At 34.9% G+C, this 17,173-nt stretch carries 14 protein-coding genes; 2 read left to right on the top strand and 12 right to left on the bottom strand.

From position 1 onward, the window contains the following. Positions 1-40: 40 nt before the first annotated feature. Both IPM51_10615 and IPM51_10610 read right to left on the bottom strand, forming a co-directional pair. Positions 41-3,094: a T9SS type A sorting domain-containing protein gene (locus IPM51_10615; protein ID MBK9284754.1), complete on the bottom strand. Its 3,054-nt coding sequence runs from the start codon at positions 3,092-3,094 to the stop codon at positions 41-43. Positions 3,095-3,107: 13 nt separating this feature from the next. Next, positions 3,108-3,581 (bottom strand): hypothetical protein, encoded by a 474-nt coding sequence (locus IPM51_10610; protein ID MBK9284753.1) that lies wholly within the window; start codon positions 3,579-3,581, stop codon positions 3,108-3,110. A 173-nt stretch (positions 3,582-3,754) separates the two neighbouring features. On the opposite strand from IPM51_10610, the gene IPM51_10605 reads away from it, so the two are divergent. Then, positions 3,755-3,970 (top strand): helix-turn-helix transcriptional regulator, encoded by a 216-nt coding sequence (locus IPM51_10605; protein MBK9284752.1) that lies wholly within the window; start codon positions 3,755-3,757, stop codon positions 3,968-3,970. A 91-nt stretch (positions 3,971-4,061) separates the two neighbouring features. Here IPM51_10605 and IPM51_10600 read toward each other — a convergent pair whose 3' ends face one another. The 3 genes from IPM51_10600 to IPM51_10590 form a co-directional block, all read right to left on the bottom strand. Continuing rightward, entirely contained in the window at positions 4,062-4,715 is a 654-nt protein-coding gene (locus IPM51_10600; protein ID MBK9284751.1) for a hypothetical protein, read from the bottom strand. A 513-nt stretch (positions 4,716-5,228) separates the two neighbouring features. Beyond that, positions 5,229-5,933, bottom strand: a complete 705-nt coding sequence (locus IPM51_10595; protein ID MBK9284750.1) for a hypothetical protein — start codon at positions 5,931-5,933, stop codon at positions 5,229-5,231. A gap of 274 nt (positions 5,934-6,207) precedes the next feature. After that, the gene (locus IPM51_10590) at positions 6,208-6,732 is read right to left on the bottom strand and encodes a hypothetical protein (protein MBK9284749.1); all 525 of its coding nucleotides are present in this window, start codon (positions 6,730-6,732) and stop codon (positions 6,208-6,210) included. Positions 6,733-7,292: 560 nt separating this feature from the next. Between IPM51_10590 and IPM51_10585 the strand changes: the two genes are divergently transcribed. After that, on the top strand, positions 7,293-7,994 hold the full coding sequence (locus tag IPM51_10585) for a hypothetical protein (GenBank protein ID MBK9284748.1): 702 nt from the start codon (positions 7,293-7,295) through the stop codon (positions 7,992-7,994). 274 nt (positions 7,995-8,268) lie between these two features. On the opposite strand, the gene IPM51_10580 is transcribed toward IPM51_10585, so the two are convergent. From IPM51_10580 to IPM51_10550, 7 genes are all read right to left on the bottom strand, one after another. Next, positions 8,269-9,567 carry an AAA family ATPase gene (locus IPM51_10580; GenBank protein MBK9284747.1) on the bottom strand — a complete coding sequence of 433 codons (1,299 nt, stop codon included), beginning with the start codon at positions 9,565-9,567 and terminating at the stop codon, positions 8,269-8,271. A 13-nt stretch (positions 9,568-9,580) separates the two neighbouring features. Continuing rightward, positions 9,581-9,817 (bottom strand): hypothetical protein, encoded by a 237-nt coding sequence (locus tag IPM51_10575; GenBank protein MBK9284746.1) that lies wholly within the window; start codon positions 9,815-9,817, stop codon positions 9,581-9,583. Between the two features lie 2 nt (positions 9,818-9,819). After that, positions 9,820-10,614, bottom strand: coding sequence for an SH3 domain-containing protein (locus IPM51_10570; GenBank protein MBK9284745.1), 795 nt, complete (start codon positions 10,612-10,614; stop codon positions 9,820-9,822). 885 nt (positions 10,615-11,499) lie between these two features. Further along, complete coding sequence (locus IPM51_10565; protein ID MBK9284744.1) at positions 11,500-11,943, bottom strand: hypothetical protein; 444 nt, start codon at positions 11,941-11,943, stop codon at positions 11,500-11,502. A gap of 2 nt (positions 11,944-11,945) precedes the next feature. Further along, positions 11,946-12,812 carry a hypothetical protein gene (locus IPM51_10560; protein ID MBK9284743.1) on the bottom strand — a complete coding sequence of 289 codons (867 nt, stop codon included), beginning with the start codon at positions 12,810-12,812 and terminating at the stop codon, positions 11,946-11,948. 11 nt (positions 12,813-12,823) lie between these two features. Continuing rightward, the gene (locus IPM51_10555; protein ID MBK9284742.1) at positions 12,824-13,213 is read right to left on the bottom strand and encodes a hypothetical protein; all 390 of its coding nucleotides are present in this window, start codon (positions 13,211-13,213) and stop codon (positions 12,824-12,826) included. Further along, positions 13,210-16,140, bottom strand: coding sequence for an N-6 DNA methylase (locus IPM51_10550; protein MBK9284741.1), 2,931 nt, complete (start codon positions 16,138-16,140; stop codon positions 13,210-13,212). Before IPM51_10550 ends, IPM51_10555 begins: the two co-directional genes overlap by 4 nt. Between the last annotated feature and the right edge of the window lie 1,033 nt (positions 16,141-17,173).

Here is a 17,173-nt window from a genome sequence, read left to right as displayed (position 1 = left end):
TATCAAAAAAAAAACGCCTCGATATTTCGAGGCGTTTTTTTTATTCTTTTATTATTTTGTTTGTAAAGGTTGTTGAGCCGTCATATATTTTTATAAAGTAAATGCCGGAACTTAATTCACTTAAATCAATTTCAGTAACAGAACTAGTTATATTCTGTTTATGAATAAGAGTACCTAATGAACTAAACACAGTTATGTTGCAATTTTCACAAACAGTTGACTTAAACAATAGGGTTAATTTGGAATTAAATGGGTTAGGATAAATTGATATTTGTTCTGAAATATTTGTTAACTGATTAATGGTTGTACAAGCAGATACGTTTTGTGTAAATAATGAAGTATTAGTACAGTTGTTGCCATTAATACCAGTTACAGTATATGTTGTATTGCTTGTCGGAGAAACTATGATGCTAGAGCCTGTACCACCCGGATTCCAAGTGTAATTTAACGCCCCTGTTGCTGATAAAGTTGCTGATTGTCCAACACAGAGCATACTAGTTGAGCTTGATGCGTTGATTGTTGGCAGAGGATTTATTGTTACAAATATATTTTGTGTTGGAGACAAACCACACGAGTTACTTGCAGCAACAGTAATATTACCTGAATTACCTGGCGTTGCATTAATCAAATTAGTAGAACTTGAACCAGACCATCCACCTGGTAAAGTCCAAACATATGATGTTGCACCTGAAACTGCGGCAATGCTGTATTGAGTTGAGCCACTACCAGCGCACATATTTGTTATGCCGTTTATTGCAGAATGCTGATTAGGAGTTGCGCAATATAAGTCAGTATTCCATAAACCTCTACCAAAAGTGCCTGCCCAAAGTTTATTATTTACATATGATATTTCTAATTCATTAACAATCACATTTGGTAAGCCAGTATTATAAAAAATCCAATCAGCCATTGTTGCGTCACGGAAGTAAACTCCTACATCTGTTCCGATATATAAGCCATCCGCAGAACCATTTTGATAAACTATACAGTTTACAGGTAAATTAGGTAAAGAACCAGAAAAATTAGTCCAAGTAGTACCGCCATCGGGAGAGTACCAAACTTTATCAGCGGCTGTGTACCCAGATTTCGTCACCCAAATTCTTTGTGAGTTTGTTGGATCTACTGAAATATAGGTGATACGTGTAGTGGAAGTTCCCATCAATGACCATGTTGAACCACCGTTAGTTGTTCTGAATACTTGGGTGGCAGTTGCAGCATAAATTACAGCTGGATTTGAAGGAGCGTATGCCATTGAAATTAAATTGCCAATTGCACCTGGCAAACTCCCAAGTTGTGACCAAGTTGAGCCGCCATTTGTAGATTGATATACTTGAGCCTTTCCAACAAGTAATATATTGTTATTTGTCGGGTGCATAATGTAAGGTGTCACCCAAGCACCCGGAGCGTTAACCCCAGTGCCATTATTTTGAACTATTGTCGTGAAGGTTGACCAGTTATTAGTTGTTTTGTAAATTAAACCTTCAACATAAGTTGCATATTGAATATTTGAATTTGTATAATCAATAATACATTCCATTCCATCGCCACCTGTACGTTCATACCAAGTACTTGTTTGCACTTCTTTAGTCCCATTATCTTGTAAGCCGCATATTACTTTATTAGCTACAGTTGCACTTGTTCCAATTCTGTATATTTGACTAATACCCATTCCATTCGTTATATCAAACCAAGAGCTTCCGCCATTATTTGTAACATATAATCCCCCATCATTACACTCGTAAACAAAAGAATTATTTAATGGATGAAATGCGATAAAATGTTTGTCTGCGTGAACTTCAGGAACTAGTGTCGTTTGTGAGGACGACCATATATTATTTAAAAACCAATTGCTGCCTCCGTTAGTTGAACGCCAGCTATTGATGCCGCCCAACCAAATTTCATTCATGTTAGAGGGGTTTATTGCATATGCAAGGTCGTAATTACCTTGTCCGCCGCATCCTGAGCCGTTGAAAGTATTGTGTAATAAATTATTAGTGCAATTAGCATTAAAGTATTGAGTGTAAGAAGCACCGCTATTACTTGAAAACCAAAGACCACCTAAGCCATATGAGGAGTTTACGCATACGGCATCAACTAACGCAGGTGAGTTTGCGGTGACTGCAAGATTAATTCTTGTGTAGCCAGTGAAACTCGTAACCTGTGACCAAGTGACACCGTTGTTAGATGAAGTGAATATTTGCGCATTACCCGCAGGGCTATAAGTTGCAGCGTAAACAAAATTCGGGTCAGTAGGTTTAAATTCTACATCCATAAACCATAAACCTGTCGAAGTAACGGCGTTCCAAGTTGTGCCGCCATCATTTGTGCGCCAAATACCGATACTAGTAGCTGCCAATAAATTTTGAGGATTACTAGGGTTAATTATTAAACGTCTTATTAGAACATTCTGTGATACTGAAGCAGTAAGTACTGAAGACCATGTTAAACCCCCATTGGTTGATTTTAGTATTCCAATACTTTTTGTATCTCCTTCACCATTTGATAAACTAATTGCTGCATCGCCATCCCCAGTTGCGACATACATAATGTTTGCATTCGTTGGGTCAATTGCAATATCACTAATTCCTAATACAGGAAGATTATCGGTATTGGTAGTCCATGTTGTTCCAGCATCGGTTGTTTTCCATAAACCTCCTGCAGGAGTACCAACCCAAAATGTATTGGCGTTTGTAGGGTGAAACGCAATACAATTAATACGACCTAAACCTCTGTATCCTCCTGGACTAGAACTTGGCCCTTTAAAAGTCCAATTAGCTGTTGTGGCTGAAACTGCACTTTGCATTTTTTGACTTGCATTTGAACTATTATACTTCTCAAATTCATCATATAAAGCAGTTGCTTTAGGAAATTCACCATTTTGCCCAACACGCTGAGACCAATACCATTCCCATCTTTTAAATTGTTTGTAACCTTTTCCTTTTTCAACAGGTTTATCTTTCCAATAGTCATTAAATGCCTTTTGAATTTCGAAAAAGTTTGGATTTTCAGATTTTAAATTTTTTGTCCACTCTTGCGATTTAGCAATTAACGCAATAAATAAAATTGCAATTGTAAGTAGGTTTTTATTTCTCATTCTTTTTACTTTTTTAAGGGCGATTTATACTTTCTTTTGGAGTAATTTTTTTGATAATTAAATATTTAGTCTTGTCATCTAAATAATATCTTATTAATGCATCACCTTTATATTTGACTGGTTTAGATATAGAAATAGTGTTATTTAAACTAAGGTCAGATGCCCTCAAAGTGATCGTTTCGTTTTTTTTAAAGTTTACAGGATTTTGAGAAACAGATAAACTTGTATTGGAAATGTACGTGGGGAGACATTTACCATTTACCCAAACGGAATCAAACTGTAAATTTTTAGCCGTGTTGATTTTTATGTTAAAATAATACTCCGTTCCACTGCCTCCTCCATTAATACCGCTATTCCATCTTTCCGATGTAGCCCCAACTAATTTTAAATCACACTTAATAATTGAGAATGCTAGTAGGACAAAAGTTAAGGCTACCAATATAGGAAGCTTTGAGCTATTAATCAGGAATGAAGTTTTAAAACGCATTTAAATGATACCCTTAATTCTTTTACTAATATAATAATTTATCCTTTTTGTCACCAAAACTGTGTATAAAGCTGTAATTGATTGTTTTGCACATCAAATATAGGAAATAAATACAATTATCAACACATCTGTTGATGTAAAAAAATCAGCTTATATGTTGATTTGTGTTGATAATGCAAAAGCAACGCTACCTTAAAAAATTAGGCGAAAGAATCGTTGAACTCAGAAAGAAAAAGGGTTGGTCGCAACGTGACCTTGCATTCGAATGCGGTAAAGAGCCACAAAGTATTGAACGCATTGAAAACGGCAAATCAAATCCAACAGCATTTTATCTTAAAGAACTAGCGGACGCTTTGGGTGTAAGGGTTTCTGACATCTTTAATTTTTAGTTTTATTTCCGTTAGGGATTGCAATGGAAATCCTTTGCCTGCCTCCTGCAAAGATTGAAATGAAAAGCCCGACCCAAAGGGGAACGGCAAACTATTTTTTTATAAGCTCTGATTTCAGTTTCGATAAACATTTTATTCTATTGTTTATTAAATCTAAATATTTGGAGTTTTCTGGATTGTTTTTACGATTTAGCCATATTGAGAGTCTTAAATCAACAAGAGGTAGTGATAATTCTTTTACAAATTCTATTCCTGGGCTGAATTTTTCGCCAAAAACACAATAGTTTGCAAATTGCTGGCAGTTTTTGTCATAGAAACAATAACTTTCGTATTCCCATTCTTCAATTCTTTTTAATATTTCTTCAAAACTAGTACCGCTTGGTTTGGATTTAATGGTTATTTCAAAAAAGCCGTCCATGAAATCATCCAATGTTTTGTAAATTACGTTTGTTTGAGGCGACATATCAAATATTAGTTTTTCTCCTACGGTAGTGGTTCCGTAGACAATTCCATAATGCTCTATTCGTTTATCTAAACTTGAAAGATCCATTGAGCGAATTATAACATCTCCACTATTTGCAAAAACAGAATCAGAAATATAAATTCCATTGAGTTGTAGTTGCGGTAGAGATTTTAAAATTGAAGGTTTAATGCTTTTAATGATATTAGAAAATTGTTTTTGCATTGCTTTATAAGAATATAACTGCGCATCGTCACAAATTAAAAATTCTAAAAAAGGGTTCATAATATTAAAGTTAGCAAAAAAAACCATACGCCTGTGGCTTGCGCCTTTGACTGAGCGGAGCGAGAGGCGCACAAACGCGGGGCTGTCGCCCCGCACCTTATTGTGTGCGTTTGCGCGAGGTGATTTGGAATTTTGGAGTGTAACGGAAAAATTACAAATGACCGCAGTTTGGGTTAGCCAAAATGGTTTTGAAAAAACCACAAAAGTGCGTTGGGATGTCGCGATAGCTGTACTAACGGGCGTGTCCGCCCGAAGAGCGAAAGGAAAGCAATAACAAGTACACCTATCTATTTACCTCAAATGTGTCTATGGAACATTAAAGCTGTCCTTAAAGGCCGGACGAAAAGTTTTTTGTCTATCGTAAAGTTGTCTACGGAGCGAAAGTCCGCCGCCATTGGTTATAACGGTTTGCAGCTACTTGCAGTTTTTTGCTATGTCCAAGTTACACATTTGAGCGCTAACCCGCAAAAAATTGCAAGTAGGTGCTGTTATAACTTGGCCGCCGCACACAGTTTAATAGCCATTCTGTATTGTCTTTTCGTCAACAATTGCGCAACCAAAATACATATTCATTAGTCTTTCGATGTCTTGATTGCAAGTCTTTATTTTACTTTTATAATTTTTAGTCCCGATTGTCATCGAATATTGTATTTTATTCGAGCAAGTCGCAGTGTCGCGTTTTATATTTCGTATGCCTTGTTCAAACGCGTTCGTAAAATTTATTGTAGCGGGAGAGTGAAGACAAGATTGCGCTACTTTAAAAACTATTTTATTTGGGTCAGCAGAAAATAAGTCTTTGCATCTTTTTGGTTGCGCATATTTTACTGGAATAAAAGTACGTATGCCATATGTCTGAGATTGCTTGAAGACCTGAAATTTGTAATAGGTCACTGTGTCACAATTACTATGTCGCCTATAAAATGTTAATGTGTCGAGACCGCGCTTAAGAATTTTTGTAAACTGAGCGGTGTCCGAATTATTTATTTTTATCGCGCTCCATGGGTCAGGCATTTCACACGCAGGTCGATTAGTTAATTTAAAGTCAAGAGTAATTGTCTTGGTAATTTTATGTTTTATGGGAATTTCTTTTGTGTTGTAGCCGACATAAGAGCAGTATAATATCACGTTTTTCAATGTGTCCGCAATAGTCGTTAGGTCTATTGAGTAATTACCTAAATTGTCTGTGGTACAATGAATTTTCGTCCCTTTGATTACCACTGTTGCGAAAGGAATAGCCTCATTATTACTATTGTCGAGTCGCGACCTTTAAGTAAAATTGTTTTAGAGGTTATCTGTCCGACCGAAAAGCCAAATAAAAGTAGAAGTGTTATTGTCAGTGTGAAATTTTTTTTCATTTCCGATGTCCCGGCGGCTTAGTTATAACGTTTTGCAGCTACTTGCAGTTTTTTGCTATGTCAAGTTACGCATTTGAGCGCTAACCCGCAAAAAATTGCAAGTAGGTGCTGTTAGCGGTTCGGTTTGCGCACACAGTTTACGTCTCGCTCACGTGTCCGCCGTTGTTTTGTCCGTTACTATTTAAATAAAATACTTTAAGTCTTTGTCTGCGTCGATAAAATGAAAGTGTTACATAAATTAGTATAAGTCCTAGGCAAATTACAGAAATGCCGGTTACCGAAACAGGCGTGTTACTTTTAGTATGAAGGATTGAATATGAGAATGGTCTTGTTAAACCTGCAACTATAAAAATTATACTTATCAGTCCTAAGATAATTTCATATGTCGTAGCCTTCGTTTGCTTACGCGCTACTATTTTTAAAGAGAAATATTTGTCAAGGTCTAACGCTTTATAAGTGTCTGCCAATTTGCCGAAGTCTTTATTCAATGAATTGTAAAGATCTTGATCCGCTTTAATTTTTTCGAAGAAGAGTCCGAGCGCATAGGCCTTTTCTTGTCTATTTAAAGAAGCGTCTGTCGCAGTATGAACGTCCTTATGAAAAGGTCCTTTTGGGACTTTCGCTATTATTGTTTTGATTATTTCGTCTTCGTTTATTGTCATTTTCAACCGGAATGTCTGTCCGCAAACTGACCGCTAACGTTTTCCGGCTACGCGTAGTTGGCGTTTTGGAACACTCAACTGTCTATACCGACAAAAGGTTATTTAAAGATACAAAACTTTTTATTACCTCAAATGCGCCAATTACGTGTAGGTGGTGTTATAGCGTCGTAGGGGCGCACCCAGATCAGGCGACTGGTTACGTGTCTGCATACATTTTTTTTGCTACGTGATTGCAGGGGAGGAAAGCAGCTCTCCGAATGTCTTTTTAACACCGGCCCCTTTTTAAAATTTTTTTGCGTCGGCTTTTTACACACAGTTCGATACACACAGGAGGGCGGAAGATTTTGCAAGCTTTTGTGGCGCCAAATAAATTATCTGCCTTAATCTAAAAGCGACACAAGTGCTTGCAAAATGTGCGGTTGGTAAGTACTGGTGAACGGGTTTTGGTCTAAGGGTAGTGGTGATGTAAAGGTCTCAACTGACAGACCAGTAAGTAATGTTTTCGGCACAAGAGATTTGGAAACACTTTGTAATTATTTAAAGATTAATTATATTGCATTATGAATATAGATTACGATAATGAAATTAATCCTTTGATTCAAAAAGAGGAACTAAAATGGTTGCCGTGGATTGGATTAAATTATGAAGCCTTAAAGACATTGTTTATAGGTGATAGTAATTATGAAGACGGGGGAAATGTCGATGAAAAAGTTAACTGGACCAGAGATTTTATTTTCGATCAAGGCTTCAACAAAGAATTATCGAAAAACGGTAACTCAAGGTTACTTCGTTCTGTAGAAAAGACTTTTTTGAACGAATATGCTTATGATATTAACAAAAGGAAATTGCTTTGGTCAAGTGTTGCGTATTTGAATTTATCACAAAGAGCTGTTAAGGTTGAGGATGGAATATATGATAGGCCAACAGGAGAAGATTTTCAAAAAGGCTGGCGTGTAATGCTAAAGGTATTGTTGATACTAAAACCTAAATGCTGTATTAAATTTGGTATAGCTGGAGATGGGATTTTTATAAATGAGATTAATCAAAATACCGATTGGGACTTTTTAGAGAGCCCGGAAATAATTAAAAATAATGAGCTAGGTATTTATGAAAGATGTTATAAAATTAGCCACACGACTGGTTATGAATTAATTGTTATTTTCATCAATCATCCATCTGGGAGCAGAGGATATAAAACTGCTGGATGGCGATCATTTATTTTTAGAAATCTCACAGAAATGGAGCCTTATTTTAGAAAATAACAGAAATTCTAAAAAGGTCAAGAAATTAAACAACTTTGTTCTGTATCACAGATAATGTAATAAAAATCATTATTTGCCGAGTACTTTTAATGCTACTAACAGAGTGAAAATTAACCAGAAAAAGCTCCAGCTGATTTTTTTCCTAAAGATTTTATATTTGCTATTTTGATAATTATCTTTTCTTGAAAGAAAATATCCCGAAAATATCCATGAAATAATCGCCGCGATTATTGGAAGTATTATGATTAAACTAGATTTTATAAGATTCATAGAACTAATTTAAAGGGGTAAATTCGTTTATTGGAATGTCTACGGACTTTATCGTTATTAGCATTTCCTTTGTAATATTTTCGGAGCTTGCATTTCTATTGCTTTGTTTTTCGAAAGTCTTTTCAAATATATTTCTGACTAAACGGGCATTTCCAAACCTATCATCTTTGCGATCGTGCAATGTTGTAAAGAGCGTTGAGATATTTTCAAGAGCGTCCGGTTCGATAATAAAACCAGATGCACCAATCATTTTTTCATAAATTTTAACGAGCTCCAAGGGTTCGTAGTCTAAAAAATTAAAATATTTATTAAAACGTGATTTTAAACCGGGGTTAGATTCGATGAAATTTACCATTTCTTTTTTATACCCAGCTACAATAATTATTAGTTCATCACGATGATCTTCCATTCTTTTGAGCAAAATGTCAATGGCCTCTTGGCCATAATCATTTGAGGAGTCGCCACGTTTTAACGTATATGCTTCGTCTATAAAAAGAATTCCGTTCAAGGAACTATTTATTATTTCATCTGTTTTTAAAGCAGTTTGTCCGACATAAGCTGCAATTAAACCGCTTCTATCGACTTCAACTATTTTATTTTCTTTTATTACCCCAAGTTGAAAATACAATTTAGCTAAAAGCCTTGCAATTGTTGTCTTTCCAGTACCTGGGGGACCAAGAAATACACAATGTAAAGAGGTCTTTTGTGTTGGGAGACCTTCTTTCTCACGGAATTTATTTATTTTAATAATATTAATTAAAGAATTTATATCAGTCTTAATGTTGGCCAGTCCTATGAGATTATTAAGTTCGTTTAATGTATCTTCTATAGTTTCCTTTTTTTCTTCAGATTCTTTTTTTATTTCTTTTTGTTCAACTTTATTTTCTGTTTTTGTTTCCGTATTTATTTTATTATCATCATCAGACTCGTTATATGATTGGAAATAATTACGGGCAATTTCAAAATTTGCTTCAATATTATTTTTAGGAGTAGAAATTGTTACTGGATCTTCATTTGTTGGTGGCTCAAAGAGCGCTATTAAATCCTTCATTCCAGTTTTTAAAACGTAATCATGTGCGGTGAATCCGTAGGTATCCTTTAAATCAATGTTGGGGCTTTTGCTTAATATTAATTTCACTAAGGGTAAATTACCAGTTTTACAAGAGAGAATTAGAGCGGTCTGCTTTTTTGAGTTTGTGATATTTATGTCTTTTAATTTACTAAGACCTTCTAAAAAACCTAAGACGCTCCCTTTTTCAATGGAGTTAAAGAATTTGTTTTTAAGGAATAAATCATTAAACATGATAAATTATTTTTTAAAGGCGAGCTGCTACAAGACAGAAGACTATGAAAAGCCAAGTTAAAACTTGCGCCCAAATCGGAAACCGAACAAACGGTGCTTTCGAAATTTCCAAAAGTTTGCGTTCGTTATTTTTAGCAATTAATTCAAGTTTCTCCACGTTATCGTCTTCAACGTAAGCAAGGTCTTCATCGCGAAGTTGGACATACCTACCAATTAAATCCGCTATTTCTTTTTCCTCTTGTTTTGTCATTTTTATAAATCTTGCCAGCTTGTCACTATATCATCTTCAAGTATAATTCGCTTTCTGTACTTAGTTGCGCCTCGGCTTATATACTGATCATAATTCCAGTGTAAAATAGTTTTGTTTGCAGAAACATTTTCTTTAACTTCTTGAGGTAATCCTTTTATGTGGTGAACTAAACGCCAGTGCATTCCAATCCACAAATCATTATTATGAAATTTAAGAGCATTTTCATGACCGTATATTTTACTAATTTTATTAAATAAATTTTCGTATGACGCGTCAATATTTGCCTGATGCACTTTATTTTGCTCTTCAATCAATCTTTCCTTTTCCGCAAGGTTTTTCTTTGCCAAATCTATATTTTCAATATCTTGGAGAATTGTACTTTCCAAATTTTTAATTCTTTTTTTCTTTGCTTTGAACATATAAATATTCAATAAAATAATGAATATAGGACCGAGTAGAAATGCAGTTATGGCGATTAAAGGAAGAGAACGCCATGAACGTTCGGGTTTAGATTCTGGAACTGGTATAATATTTAAAGGGACTGGGGTTAGGTAATCCATTTTTACATATTGTAGTTCGTTATTTTTAATTTTACCCCAACCATTGGATACGCTTTCTAATTCAATAGTTTCATCAGTAGGTAAAGTTTTTATCACTTCAGCATTTTCATCGGGCGCTGACCTGACGTTTAGTTTGTCCGCTGTAACCTTATAGGAAGTTGTTGAATTTTGACAATAGTAAATATCATATCGAAGTATTAAAAAGAAAAAAAGGATCAATTTGTAATAATTTTTCATTTATTCTAAATCTTTGATATGATTAGCGCGGTTAATTTATAAGAGCTAAGTTAATAATTAATTTATGAAATAAAAATACCATACGCCTGTGGCTTGCCCTTCTGACTGACCGTAGGGAGATGCGCATAAACGTGGCGCTTTTCGCGCCACACCTTATTGTGTGCGTCGGCGCGAGGTGATTTGTGATTTTGGAGCGTAGCGGAAAAATTACAAATGACCGCAGCTTGGGATAGCCAATCCGCCTTCCGAAGGAGGCGAAAAGGAGGTCGTGCGATGGCTGTTACTATGACTTCCAGCCAAAAAGTACGTCGGCAAAAAATTTTAAAAATCTTTTACCTGAATGTTCTTGTCAAACCGAAAGAGCTGCTGTGCGGTCGCCCGTGTGAGAAGTCGCCTGTCGAAGCGAAATGCTTTTTTGTCAAGATGAATTGTCTTACGGAGAATTGTCCGCCCCTATGCGCTATAACGGTTTGCGCACTGGCGCAGTAGCGGTTTTGAAATACTAAACTGTCGAGTACGCACAATGTAAATTTAACGAAATAATGTTTATATACCCACTTCCCCCGCTATTGCGCCAGTGCGCTGTTATAGGTAGGCCGGTTTTGTTTTTGTCCATACAACACGGTGTCTGCTGTGAATTTATATTTGTCTGTCTGCGTAGTTTTTGTTTGCGGTGGCTTGAGCGGTCGCAGTTTAAATTTTTACAGAAGGGAAGGGAAATTTTTTCTTTTCACGTCACGCATACATAGGCGGGCGGGAAAAATGGCAAGCTTATTTGCAGCCAAAAACTTTCATTCCTTAATCTAAAGCTGCAAATGTGCTTGCCATTGTGGGTTTGCAAGTCTGCGCAACGTATATAACACACAGGTCGTTGTACACATTATGTTATTTTTTCTTTTCAAAGTCTACGATAATAAAAATTGCTTTTCCAGTATCTCTAAGAATGTCTACGGAGTAAATGAAAATAGCCGTGTTTAAGGTGTTAAATATAATTTCTTGATACGGTAATTTTGCTTGGATAATTTTACTGTCTGCCAAAATTAAAACAATAAAACCAAAACAGATTAAAACGATTTGCTCTGTAAGCGAACTTTTAAGTGAGCCATAACTTTCTTCAAAATTAAAATCCTTATGCTTTTCAGAAATCTCTTTAAGTTTTGACAGAAGAATACTTACTGTTGCTGTATTAATTGCAAGTAGGGTCAGGAGAATAATTATTAGATTGCTTTTTAAAAACTCAGCAATAAAATTACTCTCGATCCAGTGTAAACCAAGCGATATAAGCAAGGCTAAAAAAAGAAAAGCAAATATGTTTTTGATATATTCCATTCCTATTTTAAAATATCTTTCATCATTTCCTTTAATTGTTCTGGCGGTCCGTTTAATTCCAGTTCAGTTATTTCAAATTCTTCCGAAGATTTTTTGGTTTTAATTTTCTTTTTAAGTCCTTTAATTTTCAAACTAATTGGACCACCGCCCTGTGCGCTATATTCTAATAAATTTTGAATTTGCTGATTATCTTGAGTGATATTAAGGTTCGCGTCTTTATTGCTTTCTAGTTCAAATTTTGTTTTGTGCGCATCAGTTGAAAGTTGCAACTGCTTTATTTGCTTATCAATTGTATTTGAAATGTTACTAAGATTTGGTCTAATTAATTCGAAGCCTATTTGCTGAATTTTATTTGGATACCGTTCTATAATATCCCAAAATTCAGAAACATTATAAATCGGTTCAATATAAATAGCGAGATTTAAACCAAGCAAAAAATTAGATAAGCTATTTTCAATAAGATGAGCAACGGTTTCAGACTTATTGAATGCTCTATAATTTTTCTGAATTGCAAGTTTCTGTACTGTCGGATCATTGTTAAAAATCAAAACAATATTCGGGTAATCTTCGATTTCTTCTTGTTTAAATTCTTTTGTGTTACGTTTTATATCTCTCCTCACGCCAAGGCGGAAAATAAAAATATTTTTGTCGGAGTACTCCAATCTAAAAACGACTTGAGAGCGTTTGTAATTAAGGAAAATATTTTTGTTTAATAAAATGTCAGCAAGTAAATTGTTCTTTTCTGCAACAAGTTGTTCATAGGTTTCAATATTACTGTCAATCTTTTTTTGAATGTTTTTACTGATAGGTAAAATTTGATACCTATATGTTTCAAAAACATATTTTTTAAGTGATTCTATACTGCTCATTTTTTTCGTACTTAAAAAAGTGAAAGTTGACTATCATTATCCTGCTGTTGTTGAACTTTCGGGCGGGATTGCTTTGCAGGATTGGCTAAGTCGCTCATTATTTCCTGACGCGCTTCTGATTTACTTACAAACGTTTCAATATCGGCAATGGCAAGTTCAATTTCATTTGGCGCATCAGGAATATCATTTTCAGCTTTGTAAATTCTTGCTTCAATTATTTGTTGATGCCAAACTTCAAGAAGTTCCAATGAGCCAGTGTTCTTAGTTTGCTCCGCAATTTCCGATTGTATATGAACCAAATCAAGCTTTTTTGCAAGTTCTTTGTCAGGCAATGTAGCCATGATAGCAACATACTTCTCGTGGTTGTCAATACAGTCTTTTATGCGAATAGCAATACTCATTTGCTTTTAGTATTAATTGCTTCTATGTCTGTTTTGGTTAGACTATATAAATCGCAAACCAATTCATTTATTCTTTCTTCGTTGTAATCTATTCGTTGCTTCAATTGTTCTATTTTCGCAGGAAGTTTCTCTACTTGCAGATCTTCATTAAATTTTAATAGCAAATCAACAATTTTTATTATCTCCTTATATTTTTTCAATTCCTCACCATTGAACTTTGTATAATCAACAATAGAAGTTTGTTCAAGATATTTTATTTTAAGATTTATATCTAAAAATTGTTCGCGGTAATAAAAATTGTAGAAGGATGAATTTAATAATGCCAAAAGAAATTTCAACTCATCTTTGTTATTCGTTTTGGAATTAAGATAAATTACTCCATCGCCAACATAGAGACCTGTTTCATCATAAGTGCCAACAAGTCGTTGAGCAAGTTTTTGATTTCTTATTTTCTGAAAGATAATCTTTGGACTTTCGAATGTTTTCTCCTCTCTTGGCCACTGAAGGGAATACCATGGGATTACATTCTTAATTACCTCCCTACGCTTTTCCAATTGTTTTTTGTAAGGTTTTAAGATATTTTCAGCTAAAGGAAAATCTTGAATATCGATATGCTTGTTTAAGTAAACAATCGAATGATTCAAAAATCTAAGAGCATACCGGTCAAAATCAGAACCGAAAAGAAATTTTTTTAATAATTTCTTTTCAATTTTTGGAAGTAACTTATTAGTATAAATATATGCTTCATTTAATCCTGAAACAATTCCTTGAATAACATTAAATCGGTCTTCAATTTTTAATTTGTTTTTTTCTATCTTTTGGAAAATAGCTTTGTTATCGTACGAAATTAAATCTATTATAAACTCTTGGTTGTTTAAAAACCCGTCCTGATCTATTGACGATTCTTTTTGTTGTAGAATCTGGGTTTGTGTGGTTTTGCTATCAATTAATTTCGTTAATGTTTTTTTGTTTCTCTTTTTTCCTAAGATAAAAACGATGGTGTCGTTTTTTGCTTGGTCACAAACTTTATCACCAACATAATTAATTTCTTCTAACTGATTATTTTGAAGAATGGATTTGCGAAGCATTTCAAACGATGAGTTTCTAAGAAATTGCATTGGTATAATAAAACCAAGTTTTCCATTTTCGTTTAATAAGTTTCTACCTTTGGCTGTGAAAAGCCCAAATAAATCAAGACGTTTTTTTATTTCTGGATATTTTAAAGTATAGTAATCTCGTTCAACTTGTTTGATTCCATCAATTGCCACATATGGTGGATTACCAATTACGACATCAAATCCTCCCTGACTAAAAACCTGAGAAAATCGCTTCTTCCAATTGAAAGGTTTGATTTTGGATTCAGTTTCAAATCCAAATTCGCCATCCATATCAATTAAGCTATTACTATCCTTTATGTTGTTATCAAGGTCAGGGAGAACGCGTTCGTGAAATAAACTTATTTGTTGTTTGATGGATGCTTCTGTTTCACCTTCCATACACTTTAAAAGCAAACTTAGTTTTGTTACTTCAACTGCGTTGGAATCTAAGTCAACTCCGAAAATATTACAAAGTAGGATACGCTTTTTTTCGTGCGTAGTTAATGTGCCTTGCGGTGTAAACGGATTATCTTTTCCTTTTTTAGTGGCGTATCCTTTTTCGTGATACCAATTAACATGATATTGGAGCAAATAATCAAATGCTCCTAACAGGAAAGAACCACTACCGCAAGCAGGGTCAACAATTTTTATTTTCTCAATTTGTGTTGGTGTTTTTCCGTCAACAAGTTTTCCTACTGTGTTTTTTACAATGTATTCAACAATATATTGTGGTGTGTAATAAACGCCACCAGCTTTGCGTACTTCGGGTTTTTCTTCAATGCGTACACTGCGTGCAGGTGTAATGCGAATTACTTTTCCGAGAAATTGTTCGTAAGCATTTCCTAAAACCTCAACAGGCATTACGGAAAATTCGTAACGGCAGAGCGGATAATAAAGTTCTTCAATTACCGATTTGATTACTTTATTGTCGACTTTTAGTTTGGGAGTTATCTGATCTTTTTCAAAATCAAATAGTCCTGAATTGTATTTATCATCGGCTTGTTTAAAAAGGTCGAACAGATTTTTATATGATTCGCCTTTTGAAGTTGCTTTTTGCAATTGTCCGTATGGCTCTACTGCTCGGTCTTCGCAGAAGCGAAGGAAAATTAAACGGTCAATTGTTTGCTGAACTGCAAAATTTATTTCTTCGTCATTTAATTTTCTGTTATTTAATGCAATGCTTGTAGCAAGATATCTGCGCCAGTTGTCAAGACTTTGTACAAATTCTTTATCGAGTGTTTGACTTCCTTTTTTATCTGTGTCACTTGCAACAAACTTATCGAAGCGTCCCTTTGTAACTGCTTCGTGCGAAAAGGTATCGTAAATAAAATCGAACTCTTTTATGTAATCTTCAAAATGTATATGCTTTAAACGAGAAACACTTGCGCTGTCATTGAGTTTCGGAACTCGCGAACAATCATAAACAATAAAATCTTCAAAATTTGTAAGAATAGAAACGTATGCTTGTGCGCTACTGCCGTACCGTTTTAATTGATATGCGGATTCCTTATTTGTCTTTAGCGCAACAGAAGGTTTTTTTGCTTCAACAAAAAATAATCTTTTTTTTCCGCTACCTGCAAGTCGAAATCCGTAATCGGGTGCTTTTGCTTTTCCGCGAACAAATACCTTGTCTTCATAAATTACTTCTCGGTATGCTTCGGATGCGCCCTTTTCATTGTCAATGTCCCAGCCAAGTGCTTTGAAAAACGGATTAATAAAATCCTGTCTCGCCTTTTGCTCGTTATAATCGGGCAAATGGTATTCTTTGCGGTGTTCCGCAAATCGTTCAACAAGTGCATTTATTATGGCTTTCGCCTCTTCTCTGGTCATATTGATGTAAAAGTGTCCAAATATACAATTTTGAGTGCAGAAATTGGGAGCTTCTTCCAACTGAATTCCAATATGTTGAAAATTATTATCATGGTAGGGCGGGCGGGAGATTGCAGCTCTTTTACAAGCCTTTGGTCGTGCGGTTGGCTTTTGTGCGGGCTTGGAAATGTGCTGCAATGTGGGATAGCCAAAACGTCCCCGTTTTTTTTAAACGGGGCGCAAAATGTGCGGTGGGGTAAAAATTTAAACTTCTTGAGCGGTCGGTGTGTGGTCGCCCGAGTGTCGCAAAGTCTGCCGATTTTTTTGGAACCGAGATGTTTTTATTTACCGATAAGTTGTCTTGGTGTGATGTCAGCCCGGCTTACCTATAACGTTTGGCAGCTACCCGAAGGGCGGGACTTTTACCACAAAACTTGATTTGAAAAACTAATGTTTCATTAACCACAAAACTGTCTATGGAACACGAAACCCCGCCTTTTGGGTAGGTGCTGTTATAGGGCGTTATCTTCATAATCATGTTCTGAGTATACTGTCCGTGTATTATTCTTAACAAGGTCAATTAGCAGTCCAAAAACTAAAAAAGCATAACTACTACGCGGAATACTTTCCATTACAGTGAATGTTAGTTGTCCGTCTGTCGAGTTTTTATAATGGGAATTAAAATAAATAGGAAAATAAAATGAATGAAAAATAAAAAATGAAAGGATCATCAATGTAATTATTCTTTTTTTGGTCACTTGTCCCTGTCTTTTTTTGATCAAATGAATATTGTAGAATGAAACAAAAAGAAATACAAAAAGAATAATTGACATAATAACAATACTATTTGTCCCTACATAACTTTCAATAAGTAGAATAGGAAATATAGAAATCATTGGAATAAAAAATGTGAAATTCGTCAGCAAACTAAGGATGGTAAAAACACCCCCAATCTTTGTTGCTTTATATTTGTCGTCTTCAATCAACATAATGCCCTATAACGGATAACGGCTAGGCATCAGTGCCTTTTTCCATATTCAAAGTTACCGAAATG

Source organism: Sphingobacteriaceae bacterium (assembly GCA_016715905.1).
Taxonomy (GTDB): domain Bacteria; phylum Bacteroidota; class Bacteroidia; order B-17B0; family Aurantibacillaceae; genus Aurantibacillus.
The sequence above is the reverse complement of the archived record's forward strand: the minus strand, read 5'-3'. Positions and strand labels throughout refer to the sequence as shown.